The 17258-nt window shown below is 60.9% G+C and carries 14 protein-coding genes; 8 read left to right on the top strand and 6 right to left on the bottom strand.

Translation table 11 applies throughout. The annotated features are described in order from the left end of the window. The first annotated feature begins 94 nt into the window (after positions 1–94). The 5 genes from BG841_RS04490 (at position 95) to phoU (ending at position 5487) form a co-directional block, all read left to right on the top strand. Positions 95–1153: a substrate-binding domain-containing protein gene (locus BG841_RS04490; protein WP_416202614.1), complete on the top strand. Its 1059-nt coding sequence runs from the start codon at positions 95–97 to the stop codon at positions 1151–1153. A gap of 71 nt (positions 1154–1224) precedes the next feature. Continuing rightward, positions 1225–2613: a phosphate ABC transporter permease subunit PstC gene (gene pstC, locus BG841_RS04485; RefSeq protein ID WP_070056557.1), complete on the top strand. Its 1389-nt coding sequence runs from the start codon at positions 1225–1227 to the stop codon at positions 2611–2613. Next, complete coding sequence (gene pstA / locus BG841_RS04480) at positions 2606–3886, top strand: phosphate ABC transporter permease PstA (protein ID WP_070056556.1); 1281 nt, start codon at positions 2606–2608, stop codon at positions 3884–3886. The genes pstC and pstA overlap by 8 nt, the downstream gene beginning before the upstream one ends. A 24-nt stretch (positions 3887–3910) precedes the next feature. Next, entirely contained in the window at positions 3911–4720 is an 810-nt protein-coding gene (pstB, locus tag BG841_RS04475; RefSeq protein ID WP_416202626.1) for a phosphate ABC transporter ATP-binding protein PstB, read from the top strand. Between the two features lie 35 nt (positions 4721–4755). Next, positions 4756–5487 carry a phosphate signaling complex protein PhoU gene (gene phoU, locus BG841_RS04470; RefSeq protein ID WP_070056554.1) on the top strand — a complete coding sequence of 244 codons (732 nt, stop codon included), beginning with the start codon at positions 4756–4758 and terminating at the stop codon, positions 5485–5487. Between the two features lie 65 nt (positions 5488–5552). On the opposite strand, the gene BG841_RS04465 is transcribed toward phoU, so the two are convergent. The 6 genes from BG841_RS04465 to BG841_RS04440 form a co-directional block, all read right to left on the bottom strand. After that, positions 5553–5918, bottom strand: coding sequence for a histidine triad nucleotide-binding protein (locus BG841_RS04465; protein ID WP_070056553.1), 366 nt, complete (start codon positions 5916–5918; stop codon positions 5553–5555). 53 nt (positions 5919–5971) lie between these two features. Continuing rightward, the gene (locus tag BG841_RS04460) at positions 5972–7210 is read right to left on the bottom strand and encodes a UbiH/UbiF/VisC/COQ6 family ubiquinone biosynthesis hydroxylase (protein ID WP_070056552.1); all 1239 of its coding nucleotides are present in this window, start codon (positions 7208–7210) and stop codon (positions 5972–5974) included. A 96-nt stretch (positions 7211–7306) separates the two neighbouring features. Then, positions 7307–7861 carry an aminoacyl-tRNA deacylase gene (locus BG841_RS04455; RefSeq protein ID WP_070056551.1) on the bottom strand — a complete coding sequence of 185 codons (555 nt, stop codon included), beginning with the start codon at positions 7859–7861 and terminating at the stop codon, positions 7307–7309. Positions 7862–8044: 183 nt separating this feature from the next. Continuing rightward, on the bottom strand, positions 8045–8878 hold the full coding sequence (locus tag BG841_RS04450; protein WP_070056550.1) for a mechanosensitive ion channel family protein: 834 nt from the start codon (positions 8876–8878) through the stop codon (positions 8045–8047). 109 nt (positions 8879–8987) lie between these two features. Continuing rightward, positions 8988–10091 (bottom strand): tRNA 2-selenouridine(34) synthase MnmH, encoded by a 1104-nt coding sequence (gene mnmH, locus BG841_RS04445; protein WP_070056549.1) that lies wholly within the window; start codon positions 10089–10091, stop codon positions 8988–8990. Positions 10092–10597: 506 nt separating this feature from the next. Continuing rightward, positions 10598–10996 (bottom strand): VanZ family protein, encoded by a 399-nt coding sequence (locus tag BG841_RS04440; RefSeq protein ID WP_070056548.1) that lies wholly within the window; start codon positions 10994–10996, stop codon positions 10598–10600. Between the two features lie 95 nt (positions 10997–11091). Here BG841_RS04440 and cysZ point away from each other — a divergent pair, with 95 nt between their 5' ends. The 3 genes from cysZ to BG841_RS04425 all read left to right on the top strand — a co-directional run bounded on the left by cysZ (position 11092) and on the right by BG841_RS04425 (position 17253). Further along, the gene (gene cysZ / locus BG841_RS04435; protein ID WP_070056547.1) at positions 11092–11868 is read left to right on the top strand and encodes a sulfate transporter CysZ; all 777 of its coding nucleotides are present in this window, start codon (positions 11092–11094) and stop codon (positions 11866–11868) included. Beyond that, positions 11865–14714, top strand: a complete 2850-nt coding sequence (gene rapA / locus BG841_RS04430; protein ID WP_070056546.1) for an RNA polymerase-associated protein RapA — start codon at positions 11865–11867, stop codon at positions 14712–14714. The genes cysZ and rapA overlap by 4 nt, the downstream gene beginning before the upstream one ends. Positions 14715–14805: 91 nt before the next feature. Next, positions 14806–17253 carry an acyl-CoA dehydrogenase gene (locus BG841_RS04425; protein ID WP_198929209.1) on the top strand — a complete coding sequence of 816 codons (2448 nt, stop codon included), beginning with the start codon at positions 14806–14808 and terminating at the stop codon, positions 17251–17253. The last annotated feature ends 5 nt before the right edge of the window (positions 17254–17258 follow it).

Below are 17258 nucleotides of genomic sequence, written 5' to 3'. Positions count from 1 at the left end.
TGTCATAAACCTGTCATCAAGTCTCCGTATTCTGCACTCATCGGCAAACGCGCAGCCGCTTACTGATGTTCAAGTGACCCGATGGAGATTCAACGTGATCAATCTGAAAACCGTCTTTACCAGTGTTGCCCTTGTTGGTGCCATGAGCGCTGTTGCCACTCCCACACTGGCCCGCGATACCATTAACGTGGTGGGATCCTCAACGGTTTACCCGTTTGCAACGGTCGTCGCTGAGCGGTTCGGCCGGAACACCGATTTCCCCACGCCCAAACTGGAATCGACCGGCTCCGGTGGCGGTCTGAAGTTGTTTTGTGACGGCATCGGTACCCAGCACCCCGACATCACCAACGCCTCCCGGCGCATGAAACCCAGTGAATTTGAGCGCTGTCAGCGCAACGGGGTCACCGACATCGTCGAGGTCAAGATTGGCAGCGACGGAATAGTGCTGGCCAGCTCCAAGCAGGCCGACAATCTGGACCTGAGCCTGCAGCAGATTTTTCTCGCGTTGGCCAAAGAAGTGCCCGCTGCGGACGGCAGCGAGACCCTGGTTGCCAACCCCTATAAAAACTGGAGCGATGTGGACAGCAGCCTGCCCAACAAACCAATCCGGGTAATGGGCCCGCCGCCGACCTCCGGCACCCGGGATGCGTTCAGCGAGCTGGCCATGGAGGGCGGTTGCAAGACCTTCCCCTGGATCAAGGCGATGAAAGCGCAGGACAAGAACGCTTATCGCGCAGTGTGCCACAGCATCCGGGAAGACGGGGCGTTTGTGGAGGCGGGCGAGAACGACAACCTGATCGTGCAAAAGCTGAACAGTGACGCCGGCTCTTACGGCATCTTCGGGTACAGTTTCTTGGAGGAAAACTCGGGCACCCTGCAGGCGGCCACCATCGGCGGCAAGCAGCCTACGATTGATAACATCAGTAATGAGGTGTACCCGGTGGCCCGCTCCTTGTGGTTTTACGTCAAGAAAGCGCACGTCGGTGTGGTACCCGGCATCGCCGAATACGTCACCGAATTCACCCGGGAAAGCACCTGGGGTGACAACGGGTATCTGGTCGATGTGGGCCTGATTCCGCTGGCGCGCAAGGCCCGAATGCAGGCTTCGCAGAACGCCGGCAATCTGGTCACCATGACTGGCAACGAACTGTAAGTCAGTACTTGCACAGGCAGGCCCCGCCAGTTGCGGGGCTTGCCTGTGCCTAACCAATGTAGAGAGAGTGCATGCAACCGGCTAATTTACTTCCGCTGATCGGGGTGCTGATCGCCCTGGTGTTTGCCCTGGGATACGGTAAGTCTCGGGCATTGGCGGCGCCCCTGGGCGGTATCCGTAATCTGAAGTCGCTGCCGTTTTATTACGGTGCCCGCGCCGCCATCTGGTGCGGACTGCCGGCGCTGGCGGTGTTGGCGTTCTGGTTGGGGTTCGAAAACAAGATCATTCAGACGTTGGTGATTGGCGGTCTGCCCGCTGAGCTGCAGCCCGACTCGGCGGGACGCGCCAGTCTGGTGTTGTCGCAGATCAGTAACGTGGCCTCGGGCGCCTTGCCGCCGGATTTTGTCCCACCCGGTATTGTCGCCGCGGCTGACCGTCTGCAGGGGTTGCGCGCCGACAGTCGCCTGCTGATGACCCTGCTGGTGATTGCCGTGGCGGTACTGGGCGGGTTCATCGCCTGGACCCGGATCGCGCCCTATATCAATGCCCGCGAGAAATATGAGGCCACGGTACAGCGGTTGCTGTTTGCCTGCGCGGCGGTTGCCATCCTGACGACCGTTGGCATTGTGTTTTCGGTAATTTTCGAGACCATCCGGTTCTTCGGCAAGGTGCCGTTCACCGAATTTGTGTTTGGCACCAGCTGGAGCCCGCAAACGGCGATCCGCGCCGACCAGGTGGGGGCCGAAGGTGCGTTTGGCATGATTCCGCTGTTTGTGGGTACCCTGCTGATTTCGGCGATCGCCATGCTGGTGGCGATACCGGTGGGCTTGCTGTCCGCGATTTACCTGGCGGAGTATGCCTCACCCCGCGCCCGCAAAATCATAAAACCGCTGCTGGAGTTGTTGGCGGGTGTGCCGACGGTGGTGTATGGCTTTTTTGCCGCGCTGACCGTGGCACCGTTTATTTCCGGCCTGGCGGCAGCGGTCGGGCTGGAAGCTTCGTCGGAAAGTGCGCTGGCCGCCGGTCTGGTAATGGGCATTATGATCATTCCATTTATTTCCTCACTGTCCGATGACGTCATCAATGCGGTCCCGCAATCCCTGCGCGACGGCTCGCTGGCGCTGGGCGCGACCCAGTCGGAAACCATGATCAAGGTAATCTTCCCCGCCGCCTTGCCCGGGATTATGGGGGGCATATTGCTGGCCGTCTCCCGCGCCATCGGTGAAACCATGATTGTGGTTATGGCGGCTGGTCTGGCGGCCAATCTGACCGTAAATCCGCTGGAAACGGTGACCACGGTCACCGTGCAGATTGTCACTCTGCTGGTGGGCGATCAGGAGTTCGACAGCGCCAAAACCCTGGCGGCCTTTGCCCTCGGCATGATGCTGTTCATCGTCACTCTGGCATTGAATGTTGTGGCGCTTCGCGTTGTCCGCAAATATCGGGAACACTATGACTGACTTGAATACCCAGGCGGAACTGGTCCGCCGGTCGCTCAAGCGACGCTATCGAAAAGAACGCCGTTTCCGTGCTTATGGGATCGTCGCGGTGGGGGTGGCCCTGCTGGCCCTGATCACCCTGTTCAGCGACATCATTGGCAAAGGTTACACCGGGTTTCTGAAAACCACGGTGACCCTGGAAGTGAATCTGGACCCCGAGCTGATGTACCTCGACGATGCCAGCGACAAGGACGCGCTGCGCATGGCCGACTTCAAAGCGCCGTTGTTGGCGGCCTTGCGGCAGGAGCTGCCCGATGCGACCACCAGCCGCGAGGACACCCGGGCCCTCGGTGGCCTGCTCAGCGGTTATGCCGCCAACGAGCTGCAGGACCGGGTGGCGGCCGACCCGTCTTTGCTGGGCACCCGCCAGGTGATGACGTTTCTCGCCCACGGCAATGTGGACGTCTACAACAAGCACGCCGGTGAGACCGCCTATTCCATCAAGCTCACCCCGCAGCAGCAGCAATGGGTCGACACTTTGAAAGCCAATAATGTGGTGAACACCGAGTTCAACGACATCCTGTTTGTGCACGGGGACAGCCGCGAACCCGCAAACGCCGGGGTGGCCGGCGCCATGGTGGGCTCCCTGTTGACCATGCTGGTGACTTTGTTGCTGTCGTTTCCCATCGGCGTGTCGGCGGCCATCTATCTGGAGGAGTTTGCACCCCAGAACCGGCTGACCGACTTTATAGAGGTCAACATCAACAACCTGGCCGCGGTGCCGTCGATTATCTTTGGTTTGCTGGGGCTGGCAGTGTTTATCAACCTGTTCGGCATGCCCCGCTCCATCCCCTTTGTGGGGGGGCTGGTGTTGACCCTGATGACCCTGCCCACCATCATCATCGCCAGTCGCGCGGCCATCAAAAGTGTGCCGCCGTCGATTCGTGAGGCGGCTGAGGGGATCGGCGCGTCGAAAATGCAGGTGGTGATGCACCATGTGTTGCCGTTGGCCATGCCCGGCATGCTGACCGGCTCCATTATCGGCATGGCCCAGGCGCTGGGGGAAACCGCGCCGCTGCTGTTGATTGGCATGGTGGCCTTTATAGTTGATGTGCCGGACGGCTTGTTTGATGCGGCCACGGTGTTGCCGGTGCAGATATTCCTGTGGGCGGGCAGCCCGGAATTGGGCTTTATCGAGCGTGCCTCGGCGGCCATCATGGTGCTGCTGGCTTTTCTGATCAGTATGAACGCCCTGGCGATCTGGCTGCGCAAGCGCCTCGAACGCCGGTGGTAAGGAGAAAAAACCTTGAACATGCACATGGAACACCCCGAGCTTGAGTACGGCAAAACCGTCGGTAACGCGTTTTCTGCGGACCCCAAATTCAGTCTGCGTGACGTCGAGGTCTATTATGGCGACACCCAGGCCATCAAAGGGATCAGTCTGGATATCGCCCGCAACGAAGTGATCTCGTTCATCGGCCCCTCGGGCTGCGGCAAGTCCACGTTTTTGCGCTGCCTGAATCGCATGAATGACAGCATTGATATCTGTTCGGTGCGCGGGCGGCTGGAGCTGGACGGCCGGGATCTGTACGACCCCAAACAGGACGTGGTCGAGTTGCGGGCGCGGGTGGGCATGGTGTTTCAGAAGCCCAACCCGTTCCCCAAGTCGATTTACGACAATGTGGCTTACGGGCCGCGCATCCACGGCCTGGCCAACCGCAAAGCGGAGCTGGACGAGATGGTCGAGAACAGCTTGCGCAAAGCCGGTCTGTGGAACGAGGTGAAGGATCGTCTGGACCGCCCGGCGACCGGGCTGTCCGGTGGCCAGCAGCAACGTTTGTGTATTGCCCGTACCATTGCGGTCAGCCCGGAAGTGGTGCTGATGGATGAGCCCTGTTCGGCGCTGGATCCGATCGCCACGGCGCGGATTGAAGAGTTGATCTCGGAGTTGTCGGAGAACTTCACCATCATCATCGTGACCCACTCGATGCAGCAGGCGGCGCGGGTCTCCGATCGTACCGCGTACTTTCACCTGGGGCATCTGGTGGAGGTGAATGAAACCAACAAGGTATTCACCGCGCCGGAGCATTCATTAACCGAATCCTATATCACCGGTCGCTTCGGCTGATACGGCTGACAGTTGCCTTGCGGGAGAGCAGCGTTATGACAACGAAACAGGAACAGGTATACGGCGATCACATTTCGCAACAGTTCAATGAGGATCTGTCGGACCTGAAAAGCGAGTTTTTGCGCATGGGCGGGCTGGTGGAGTCCCAGCTCAACGATGCGGTGCGGGCGTTGATCGACAACGACGGCCATCTGGCCGAGAAGGTCCGCGCGGGCGAGCGGGTCGTGGATCAGCTGGAGATGGAGATTGACGAAGAGGCGGCCCGCATCATTGTGCGCCGGCAACCGGCGGCCCGCGATCTGCGCCTGGTGGTGGCAGTGATCAAGATGGTGGCTGACCTTGAGCGGGTCGGTGACGAGGCCAAGAAAATCGCCGAGTTTGCGCTCAGCCTGTCAGAAGAAGGCCGGGCCCCGCGGGGCTATGTGGAAGTGCGCTATATCAGCAACCATGTGGCCACCATGCTTCATGACGCCCTCGATGCCTTTGCCCGGCTGGACTGGGAGCTGGCGTTGCGGGTGATGCGCGAAGATGAGCGGGTGGATGAGGAGTATCAGGCGGCCGCCCGCGCCTTGCTGACCTTTATGATGGAAGACCCGCGCAATATTTCCCGCTGTATGGCGGTGATGTGGGTGTTGCGTGCCCTGGAGCGGGTCGGTGATCACGCCTGCAATATCGCCGAAAATGTGATTTTCATGGTGAAAGGAAAAGACGTGCGCCACACGTCGGTGGAGGAAGCGGAGAAGCTTATCCACGCCAAGCGCAAGTAATTCGGGACGTTCGACGCCGCGGGCGGCACCTGCTGAGCTGCCCGCGGCTCGTTAGGTTATCCGGCTTACGCCTGTTTCCGCTTGTCGGAATAGGGCGGCCACCCCATGGGCTGTCCGGCGAGCAGATGCAGGTGGATGTGAAACACGGTCTGACCGGAGTTCTCCCCGCAGTTCATCACCGTCCGGTAACCGTCATCGGCAAAACCCATCTCGGCGGCCAGCTTGGCGGCCACCCAGTATAGGTGCCCGACCAGTTCCCGGTCGTCTTCCTGTATGTCGTTAATGGTCGCGATGGGCTTTTTAGGGATAATAAGCAGGTGCACCGGCGCCTGTGGGTTGATGTCGTTGAACGCCAGGCTCAGGTCGTCCTCATACACAATATCGGCGGGAATTTCCCGGCGGATAATTTTGCTGAAGATGGTTTCTGACATAGTGGTCGATCCTTGTTGAGTGAGTAATGGAGTACAACTGCAAGGTGGTTGGCTCAGCCATCGAGACCGATGGCGTAGCGCGCCACCCGGTTTTTGGCATACGGCAACGCCTGGGCCAGTCCCAGCCCCAGATTGCGGGCCAGATGCAGGGGCACCCGGCGGTTACTGAACAGGTGATAAAAGGCGTCCATGGCCAGCATCATGCGGCGGTTGGCCGGGCGGCGGACGCGCTCGTAGCGGTGCAGCAGGGCCGGCGCCGCCAGGTCTGCACCGGTGCGGCGGGCTTCGTCCAGCAGTCCGTGCAGGCAGGCCGCGTCCTGAAAGCCGAGGTTTACGCCTTGCCCGGCCAGCGGATTGATGGTGTGTGCGGCATCCCCCACCAGCACCACCCGGTCCGCAGCGTACTGGTGGGCGTGTTGGCGGGCGATGGGGAAGCTGGCCCGGCTGTCGACATGGGTCAATGGCGCCAGATCATTCGGAAAGGCCCGTTGCACCTCGGCTAAAAACTCCTCCGCGGGCAGCGCCTTGAGCCGCGCCAGTACCTCGGGCGCATCGTACCAGACCAGTGATGCCCAGGTTTCTCCCCCGTGGGCCGCTCCGGCGGCGTACAGGGGCAGGAAGGCTCTGGGTCCGCTGGGGAAGAACGCCTGCCAGGTAATGTCCTCCACCGGTCCCCGGTAACGGACGCAAGCCACCAGCGCTTGCTGGCTGTACTGGTCACGGCTGACGCTGATCCCCGCCAGGGTGCGGATCTGCGATTGGGCACCGTCCGCACCAATGACCAGTTGCCCTCTTAACCGACGGTGGTCTTCAAGGGTAACCGTCGCACCAACCTCTGCGCAATCCAGAGCCGCAACTCCGTTGTTCGCGTAGACCCTGACCGAAGGCAGGGCGCTGGCGACTTGCCAGAGCGCTTGTTGGGTGACGTTGTTTTCGACAATGTGGCCCAAGTGGGTGCTGCCCAGGTCCCGGGCCGCAAACACGGTGCGGGCCACGGTGTTTGGCAGCAGTCTGGCAAGCGGGTGCGGGGTGCCGTCCCAGACGGCCAGTCGGGCATAAGGGGTGGCGCGCATCGCCTGGATGGGCGCCCAGGCACCGATCCGGGTCAGGTAACGCTCGCTGCCCGTGCTCAGCGCCGAAACACGGATGCCGGGCGCGCTGTCGGGCTGAAAGCCGGGGGCGCTGCCGCGGTCGACCAGCGCAACGGAGAAGCCGCTGTGCCCCAGCCCCGCCGCCAGCGCGGCGCCGACCATGCCGGCCCCTACCACCACGATGTCATAGTCTTGAATCATATGAAGGAGTCCTGTCTGAGGCCCCCAGTTTACGCGACCGGGGGCACCAGACAAGTTTGCCGCGCAGGGGCAGACCCGCGGCGACGCCTGCCGCGCTCAATAGCCCGGCATGGCTCTACGTTCGTTCGAGGGGCGCAGATGGCGGGGTTTGGCGTTTTTGAGCCAGCTGGGTTTGGGGGCGCCGGGACGGATAAAACCCTGCCGGATCACGACAGGGTGCACCAGCGCCAGGAAGTCCTTGGTTTTCATGGTCAGGGACTCGGTCAGACTGCCCGCGCTGAAGGCAATGTCTGCTTGCTCGGTCAGTGCTTCGCTGCAGTATACAGTCATGCCAAACAGGTTCCCGAAGGGGGGTAAGGCGCCTGCTTCACAGCCCGGGAACAGGTGCAGGAACTCCTCTTCATCGGCCAGTTCGACAAAATCGGTATCGAGTACCCCGCTGAGCCGCTCCCACTTCACCCGCCAGGTGGCCGGCATCACCAGCATGGCCGGTTTGCCATCCAGATCGATGACCACCGCCTTGGCCATCTGCTCGCCGATGATGGGGGCAACCTGAACCCGCTGCCGGGCGGTCATGGCGGGGGGGTGTGTCAGACTGGAGTAGTCAACACCAGCCTGCTCCAGAAAATCTTTGATTTGCTGTACCGGCATAAAGACCTCCTACCAGCAAAAAACAGCCTCTTCCCGGCCGCAGGTTGGCAGAGCCAATCAGCCGGGCTGATCTGGAAGCGGCACCGCGCGGGTTTCTCGGGCTTCCTACCCGCTATCTTAGTTGAGGATTGGCAGAATGCGAGGCTCGCCCTTTGATTTCCCGAAGCAGCCAAGATGGCGTGTTCACTCGACTTTATACACATGCACGGCCCGCTGCGGGAAGGGGATGGAGATTCCTTCGGCGTCAAAGGCCTTTTTGACCCGCTCCTGCATGTCCCAGTAAAACGGCCACAAATCACCGGATTCGGTCCATGCCCGGACCTTCAGGTCCACGGAACTGTCACCCAGGCCGCCCACCACGATCATGGGCTCGGGGCTGCTCAGCACACGCTCGTCTTCCTCAATCAGCCGTTTCAGGATCGCTTTGGCCTGGTCGATGTCATCGTTGTAGCCGATGCCGAATTGCATATCGCAACGCCGGGTATCGTAGGCACTCATGTTGATCAGGCTGGAATTGGACAGGTCGCCGTTGGGGATCACAATCCGACGGTTATCGAAGGTGTTGATGATGGTGTAGAGAATCTGGATTTCGATGACCGAGCCCAGAAACCCCTGGGCCTCAATGGTATCGCCCACCTTGAAGGGTTTGAATATGAGAATGAGTACACCGCCGGCAAAATTCGCCAGGCTGCCTTGCAGCGCAAGACCGATCGCCAGACCGGCGGCACCAATAACCGCGATGAAGGAGGTGGTGGCTATGCCGATCATCGACGCAGCGGATATCAGCAGCATGATTTTCAGCGCGATGCCGATCAGACCACACAGAAACTTATTGAGGGTGGGGTCCTTGGCGCTCAGTTTTTTGTCCAGCACGCTGACAAAACGATTGATCAGCCACAAACCCACCATCAGGGTGACAATGGCCAGCAGCACCTTGGGGGCGTAGCTGATGACCATGGCGGTGGCTTGTTCAAACAGCTCTGAGGCTTTGCCGTCTGCTCCCAGTAGATCGTCCATAACAGCTCCTTGCGGTAGTGCGTTGCAGTGTGTTTGCTCGCAGGATACATGTGTGTATCTGTACGCTGTTATAGCAGAGGACGCCAATAAGGGTAAAATAATCAGCGCATTAAAATGGTTGCGCAATGGTTGAGGTGCCGGCGATGATGGTGTCTGGATCGCCCCTGAGCAAAATACGACCGGATTTCTGTTGCAGTTGGTAGTCGTACATGGGGTCGTAATAGTCCCTCAGCAGGCGTGCTATCCACCGCTCGTGCCCCGACAGATCACCATGTTGCTGGTGAGCACTCAGCGCTTCTTCCATCTCATGACGCAGGCGCCGGTAACGCTCGCCGCCCAGTCGGCGCTGAATACGCTCCAGTGCTCCGAGCAAGTACTCGCGGAAACTGTGCCAGCCCGCGGCGCCATCCCGGGTGCAGTAACCCGCCAGCATCTGCTCAATATAATCTTCCCGGATAATCCGCACCCGTTCCGCCAGGGGGCGCTCCAACACCAGCAGGGGCGCGTGCGCCATGCGCGCGCGCAGGGGTTCGGGCAACGCGCAGCGACCCACCAGTCGGCTTTCGTCCTCCAGGTAGACAGTCAGGCCATGGCGGTGGGTGGCCTGCAGCAGGGCAACCGCCAGCCGGTTCTCAAAATCAATCTGGCTGGGTTGGGGGGTTATCTGGCGTCCGAAGCTGGAGCCGCGATGATTGGCCAGGTGTTCCAGATCAACTGGGTTGGGCAACCGGGTCAGCACACGGGTTTTGCCGGTGCCGGTGCGGCCGCTGAGAAGGACGAAGTCCGCTTGGGCGGTCAGGGCTTCCAGGGTGTCGATCAGGTAGCGCCGCATGGCCTTGTAACCGCCGGTAACCAGAGGGTAATCAACCCCGGATTCCCGCAGCCATTGTTGCACCAGATGCGAACGCAAACCGCCCCGGAAACAATACAGGTATCCCTGCGGGTGCTGGCGGGTAAAACGGGTCCAGGCTGCCAGACGGGCCGTTTTGAGGTCACCGCAAACCAGTTGGTGCCCCAGCCGGATGGCCTGTTCCTGGCCCTGTTGCTGGTAACACAGGCCAACCCGGTGGCGCTCCTCATCGTTCATCAGCGGCGCGTTGCGGGCCTCCGGAAAACTGCCGCGGGCAAATTCCAGCGGTGCGCGGACATCCATCAGTGGGGTGGCGTGCAGAAACAGGGCGCGGTAGTTACTGGTATCCGGTCGCGATGGCATATCGACGTTCCAGGGGGCGGCAGAAGGAAGCACCCAGTATAACGGAGGTGCCGCAGGGAGAAACCGGAGGCAAATAAAAAGGCAACCTGGGGGAGGTTGCCTTTTGTCGGAACAGGTTAGCGCCTTCCTTGCGCGCGCCGCAACAGCCCTGTTATGCGGTATCCTTCTGCCAGCTCCATGGCGCCGGCGTCCTGGCCGGCCAACTCACTTTCCCTAAGCAGCGTCCTCTGTCCTTGCTTCTCTTCACTTCCTGTGAAGGTGCATCCGTTGCGTCGTCCGTTTCCTTGTCATCCTGACACCCCCACTATAGCAAGCCGGCGGTCAAAATGGGGGGGGCAGTACCGCGTTGGGGAAGTGTTCAATCACTCGGCGCCCCTTATTAAGTTCTCTGGTATCAATAGCTTATGTGGTTTTTGGGAGAGCTGGAAGCGCCCCGCGCACGCACGTTGCCGAAAATGCCTACGCAGCGTGTAGGAAATATCTCACACGGAAGGTGGCGGATTTCGCTAATTCGCGGGAGGCGCGGAGGGTCGGTCTGAGGCGCGGGAACCTACGCCAGGCCAGGGCAGGCAGCCAATGGCGATGCCAACGGCGTCTGCCAGCAGGTCGGCGAGGGAAAAATACCGGTAGGGCAGCTGCCCCTGGATCAACTCAATGGACAGGCCGTACCCCAGCAACACCGCCACGAGTATCCCCGGGCGCGCCCCGGGCCAGGCCAGCCGACTGACCAGGGTCAACTGAACAAACGCCAACACGTGATTGATTTTGTCATTGCCGGACGAGGGAATGGGGTAAGGCTGGCTGGTCGTGGCCAGAAACAGAATACCGATCAGTGACAGGATCAGAATCAGGCGCCATAAATAGGTATTGCGCAGCAAAGCGTTCATCAGGGTCATCGCGCTCATCTTCGCATCGGGCTGTGGTGGTGTTTGCCGACATGATATGCTTTGCGCCCCGTCACTGTCATTGTTTACGCGCGCGAACGGAGTTGTTGGTCACCATGTTCAAGGGTAACTTTTTTCACGGTTTGGGTTATCTCGGCGAAGGTTTCCGGTTGATACGCCAGCCCGGCTTGCGCCTGTTCGTGATCATCCCACTGCTGCTCAATAGTGTTCTGTTCGCGACCCTCTTCTACCTGCTGGCGGGTTGGGTCTCCACCCTGATTGCCGCGGCCATGGACAGCTTGCCTGACTGGCCCTGGCTGCAAGCACTCAGCTGGTTGTTCTGGCTGCTGTACGGCGGCGTGGTGGTTCTCATGCTGGCCTATGGGTTTGTTATTCTGGCGAATCTGATCGGGTCGCCGTTTTACGGCTACTTATCCGAACTGACCGAAAAACATCTGACCGGACAAGAGGTGGGGGTTGCCGGTGGCTGGGGCCAGATTGTGCGCGACGTTCCGCCAGCGCTGTGGCGTGAAGTGCAAAAAATAGCCTATTACCTGCCCCGGGCGCTGGGGCTTTTTATCATCGGGCTGATTCCCGTGGTTAACCTGGTGGCGGTGGTGTTGTGGCTAATGTTTAACAGCTGGATGATGGCCCTGCAGTACGTGGACTACCCGGCGGACAATCACCGCATGAGTTTTTCCTTGTTGCGGCGCCAATTGGCAAAGCGGCGCTTGGCCGCTCTGGGGTTCGGAGTGCCGGTGACTCTGGCAGCGATGGTGCCGCTGCTGAACCTGCTGGTGGTACCCGCTGCGGTGTGCGGTGCCACCGCCTTCTGGGTGCGCGAGCCAGAATTGTTATCAACCATGAAAAGTAATGGCCGGGAGGTTTTTTGAATACGTCAGATTTTGCAGTGGGTCAGCGGTGGGTGAGTCACAGCGACACCGGGCTTGGCCTGGGGATCGTTACCGAAGTTTCCGGCCGACGGGTGACCCTCGGATTCCCCGCCGCCGATGAAGAGCGGACCTATGCGATAGACAATGCACCCCTGGCTCGGGTGGTGTACCAGATCGGTGAGCAGATCGAGACTTTTGATGGCGACACCCTGACGGTGCGTGCGGTTGAAGACATGGACGGGGTGCTGTTGTACCACGCCGACGATGGCAGTGGTGACCTCAAACCGGTCTTTGAAGTCCGCCTCAGCAGCACGGTCAATTTTTCCGCGCCCCATCAGCGGCTGTTTGCCGGACAGTTTGATCGCAATGGCGCCTTCCGGTTGCGGGTCGCCGCCTTGCAGCATCTGGACCGGTTGCGCGCATCACCGGTGCAGGGGCTGATCGGAGCCAGGACCCAGCACCTGCCCCACCAGATCCACATTGCCCATGAAGTCGCCCGTCGGTACGCCCCGAGGGTATTGCTGGCCGATGAGGTGGGGCTGGGGAAAACCATCGAAGCAGGGCTCATTTTGCATTATCAGCTGCACACCGAGCTGGCCCGCCGGGTGCTGATTGTGGTGCCGGATTCCCTGGTGCATCAATGGTTGGTGGAAATGCTGCGGCGCTTCAATCTGCGCTTTGCGATCATCGATGAGAACCGTTACGCGGTGCCCCCCACCTCAGACGAGGACGTCGCCACTGCCGACGCCCAACCCCAGAATCCGTTTGAGACGGAGCAACTGGTGTTGTGCAGTCTTGGGTTCTTGAAAACCCATACACGTGCGCACCAGGATGCGCTGGCTGCGGGCTGGGATTTGATGGTCGTGGATGAAGCCCATCATCTGGTGTGGAGCCCGGAAGCGGTCAGTGAGGAATACCGGTTGATTGAGCGTCTGGCGGCGATTACCCGCGGGCTGTTGCTGCTGACCGCCACCCCTGAACAGGTGGGCGTCGCCAGTCACTTTGCACGGCTGCGGTTGCTGGACCCCGCCCGGTTTCATGACCTGGCCAGTTTCCTTGCGGAGGAAGCGAGCTATGACCAGGTCAACCAGGTGGTGCGACGGCTACTGGCAACCGGTACACCGGCGCCGGAAGACCTTGCGGTTCTGCACACCCTCCTGGGGGAGGATCTGGCGCCGTTACTGGCGTTGCCGGATGCCGCCACGCAGATCATTGAGGCTCTGCTGGACCGGCACGGGACCGGCCGGGTGTTGTTCCGCAACACCCGGGCGGCGATTCAGGGTTTCCCGGCGCGCGCACTGCACGCCTATCCGTTGCCGTGTCCGCCATTGTACAGCGACCAGGGAATGCGTTTCGGCCGCCCCGGGCTGACCCCCGAGCAGGCGGTGTCAGCCGAGCAATGGCTGGCCGAGGACCCACGGGTGGGCTGGTTGCGCCAACAATTGAGCAGTCTCAAACCCCACAAGGTTGTGGTGATCTGTGCGCGGGCGGAAACGGCGATGGCGCTGGAGGAGTATCTGCAGTTGCGCGCGGGCATTCGCAGTGCCGCGTTCCACGAGCACCTGAACCTGCTGGAGCGGGATCGTGCCGCCGCCTACTTCGCCGAAACCGAGCAGGGTGCCCAGGCGCTGATCTGCTCCGAGATTGGCAGTGAAGGGCGCAATTTCCAGTTCGCCCAGCACCTGATTCTGTTCGACCTGCCGGAAAACCCGGACTTGCTGGAACAGCGCATTGGCCGGCTTGACCGGATTGGCCAGTCCGACACCATTCATATCCATGTGCCCTATCTGCAGGATACCGCCCAGGCGGTGCAGTTCCGCTGGTTTGACGAAGGCCTGGGTGCGTTCACCGAAAGCTGTGCGGTGGGGGTGACGGTCAAGGGGCAGGTGGAGGACGCCTGGCAGGCGGCGCTTGCCGGCGATGAAACCGGGATGGAGGGACTGATCGAGCAGACCGCGACCCGTACCCGGGAACTGCAGGCCTTGCTGCATAAGGGGCGGGATGCGTTGATAGAAATCAACTCCTGCCGCCCGGACAGTGCCCGTGGGCTGATTCGCCAGATCGAGCAGGAAGAATCGTCCGCGCGGTTGCATGAGTTCCTGGTGGAGGCCTTTGATATTCTGGGAGTGGATATGGAAGACCACTCCGAGCACGCGGATGTGCTCAAGCACAGCGACCACCGTCAGACCGGTCATGTGACCGAGCTGCCAGACGAGGGGCTCACCGTGACCTGGAGCCGGGAGCAGGCGCTGCAGCGGGAAGACATGGCGTTCATGAGCTGGGAGCACCCGCTGGTGACCGGCATCCTCGATTCGGTCACCAGTACCGGGCTGGGCAAGGCAGCACTGGCGAGCATTGCGGTGAAAGGCCTGCCCGCCGGCACCTTGTTGCTGGAGGCGCTGTACACGGTGCATTGTCCGGCCCCGGACAGCCTGCAGTTGTCCCGTTACCTGCCCATTTCGCCGGTGCGGCTGCTGGTGGATGTCAATGGGCGCGATCTGACCGCCGCTTTGCCCCATGATCGGCTCAACGAACTCTGCGCCAACATCCGCCGCCGTACTGCGCAAGCGGTGGTGCCGAAAATACGCGCCGAGGTTGAAACCATGGTGGCCCATGCCGAACAACTGGCGGCACCTCAGCTGGAACCTCTGAAGGCAGAGTCTCAGGCGCGGGTGAGGGCGTTGCTGGAGGGTGAAATCCGCCGGCTGGAGTCGTTACAGCGCACCAATCCGTCGATTCGTGCAGAAGAAATCGAATTCTTCCGGGGGCAATTGGCTGCGGCGGAAGCGGCGCTGGAAAAAGCCAGTCTGGCCCTCGAGGGGGTCCGGGTGATTGTGACGGCCTGATCTTGGCAAGGTTGCAGCCAATCATGTAGTTTGCACGTAACGAATTGAAGTTGAGCAACGGTTTACCCATGAATGACAAAGAGAGTTTATGATGACGCTGATACTGTTGTTAATTGCCATTGCAGGGTTATTGGTGGTGATGCGCCAGGAAGGCGGCGCAAAGCAGGCGATCACGGTAATGGTCGTTGTCGGACTCGCGTCGCTGATATTCGCCTCTGGCATGCTGGCACTGATCTTGTTCATCGGTGCGGCGATCACCGCGGCAGCAGGTCTGCCTGGGTTTCGTCAGAGTTGGTTGACCCCCCGGGTGTTTGCATTATTCAAGAAAGTGGCGCCCAAGGTGTCCGATACGGAAAGAACCGCGCTTGAAGCCGGCACCGTGGGCTGGGACGGGCAACTGTTTACCGGCCGCCCTGACTGGCATAACTTGTTGATTAACCGCAATACCGGTCTGACCGCAGAAGAACAGGCGTTCGTCGACACGCAATGTGCCACCGCCGCAGGCATGTGCAACGCTTGGGATATTGCCTTTGAACGGGCCGACCTGCCTCCGGAGTTATGGGAGTTTCTGAAGCAGGAAAAATTCTTCGGCATGATCATTCCCAAAGAGTACGGTGGATTGGGCTTTTCCGCCAAGGCGCAATCGGCGGTGCTGCAGAAACTCTCCGTGAACGAAACCCTGATGGTCACCGTAGGGGTGCCCAACTCCTTGGGTCCCGGCGAGTTGCTGGTGAAATACGGCACCGAAGAACAGAAACAACATTACCTGCCGCGCCTGGCCGATGGCCGTGAGATTCCCTGTTTCGGATTGACCGGTCCCCGTGCCGGCTCCGACGCCACCGCCCTGCCGGACACCGGCATTGTCTGCAGGGGGGAGTTCGACGGCAAGGAAGTTTTGGGGCTGCGGCTGAATTTCGAAAAGCGCTGGATCACCCTGGCCCCGGTCGCCACCGTAGTGGGCCTGGCCTTTCGCATGTTCGATCCGGACGGGTTGCTGGGGGACACCAAAGATTACGGTATCACCTGCGCGCTGATCCCGCGCGACACTGACGGCATGGAGATTGGCCGTCGCCATTGCCCGGTCGGCAGTCCGTTCATGAACGGGCCGATTGTCGGCAAAGATGTGTTCATCCCGCTGGACTTCATCATCGGTGGGCAGGAAATGGCGGGGCAGGGGTGGCGCATGCTGGTGGAGTGCCTTTCGGTGGGGCGCAGCATCACACTGCCCTCGGGTGCAGCCGGTACCGCCGCCTATGCGCTCGCAACGGCGGGGGGCTATACCCGCATCCGCCGCCAGTTCAATGCGCCGGTGGCGGAGATGGAAGGGGTGCAGGAAGCGCTGGCACGGATTGCGGCGCACACCTATATCGCCCAGGCGGCGGTCAATCAGACCGCCAACATGGTGGATCACGGCGAGCAGCCGGCAGTGCCATCGGCCATCCTGAAATACCACCTGACCGAGATGCAGCGCCGTGTGCTGACCGATGCCATGGATGTCCACGGCGGCAAAACCGTGACCCTGGGGCCCCGCAATTATCTGGGCGTCAGCTACAGCGGATCCGCGGTGTCGATTACCGTGGAAGGCGCCAACATCATGACCCGCAGCCTGATGATCTTCGGTCAGGGGGCCATCCGCTGCCACCCGTATGTGCTCAAGGAACTGGCGGCCAAAGAAAACGACGATATCCACGCCTTTGATGAGGCCTTTTTCGGTCACGCCGGTCTGGTCTTCGGCAACGCCGCCCGTGCCTTCACCCAGGCCCTGGGTCTGGGCATGGCCGACGTGCCCTTTGGGGGTGTGGCCGGACGTTACGCCCGGGCTGTGGCTCGCTTCAGCGCCGCTTTCGGGTTATGCGCCGATGCGGCCATGACCACCCTGGGGGCGGAGCTCAAGATGCGGGAGCTGATTTCGGCCCGCCTGGGTGACATGTTGTCGAATCTGTACCTGAGCTCCATGGTGCTGAAAAACTGGTACGAAGCAGAACCGGTGGGCAAAGAGTGTGAATTGATGGAGTACAGTCTGGCGTTACTGCTGCACCGGGTGGAAGTCGCGTTGGACGGATTCCTGCAAAATCTACCCAACCGGCCGCTGGCCTGGGCACTGCGGGCCATCACCTTGCCCCTCGGCCGCCGCTGGCCCGAACCCCATGACGACCTGACCCGGGTGCTGGCCGGGGCCATCTCCACCGATACGCCGCTGCGGGCCAAATTGACGGCGGGCATCTGGACCGACGACAACGGAGCGGTCGATAATCCGATCGCCCGCTACAATGAGTTGTTGAGCGACTACGAGCACGCCGAATCGCTGTACCGCAAGGTCGCCAAAGCCTACGCTCAGGGCGAGTTGCCGATGGACGCGCTGCACCCCGAACAACGCTTTGCGGCGGCGCAGCAGGCGCAGGTATTCAGCGCGGAAGAAGCCGAATTTATGGCCCGCTATGAGGAAAAGGTGTTGAACATGCTGACCGTGGATGATTTTGCCTTCGACGCTTTTGCGCACAACAAAGACACCGTCGTCCACCACGCCAGCGACCGCTAGGGCGC

Source organism: Marinobacter sp. X15-166B, from assembly GCF_001752365.1.
GTDB lineage: Bacteria > Pseudomonadota > Gammaproteobacteria > Pseudomonadales > Oleiphilaceae > Marinobacter.
This window is presented reverse-complemented; position numbering and strand designations above follow the sequence as displayed.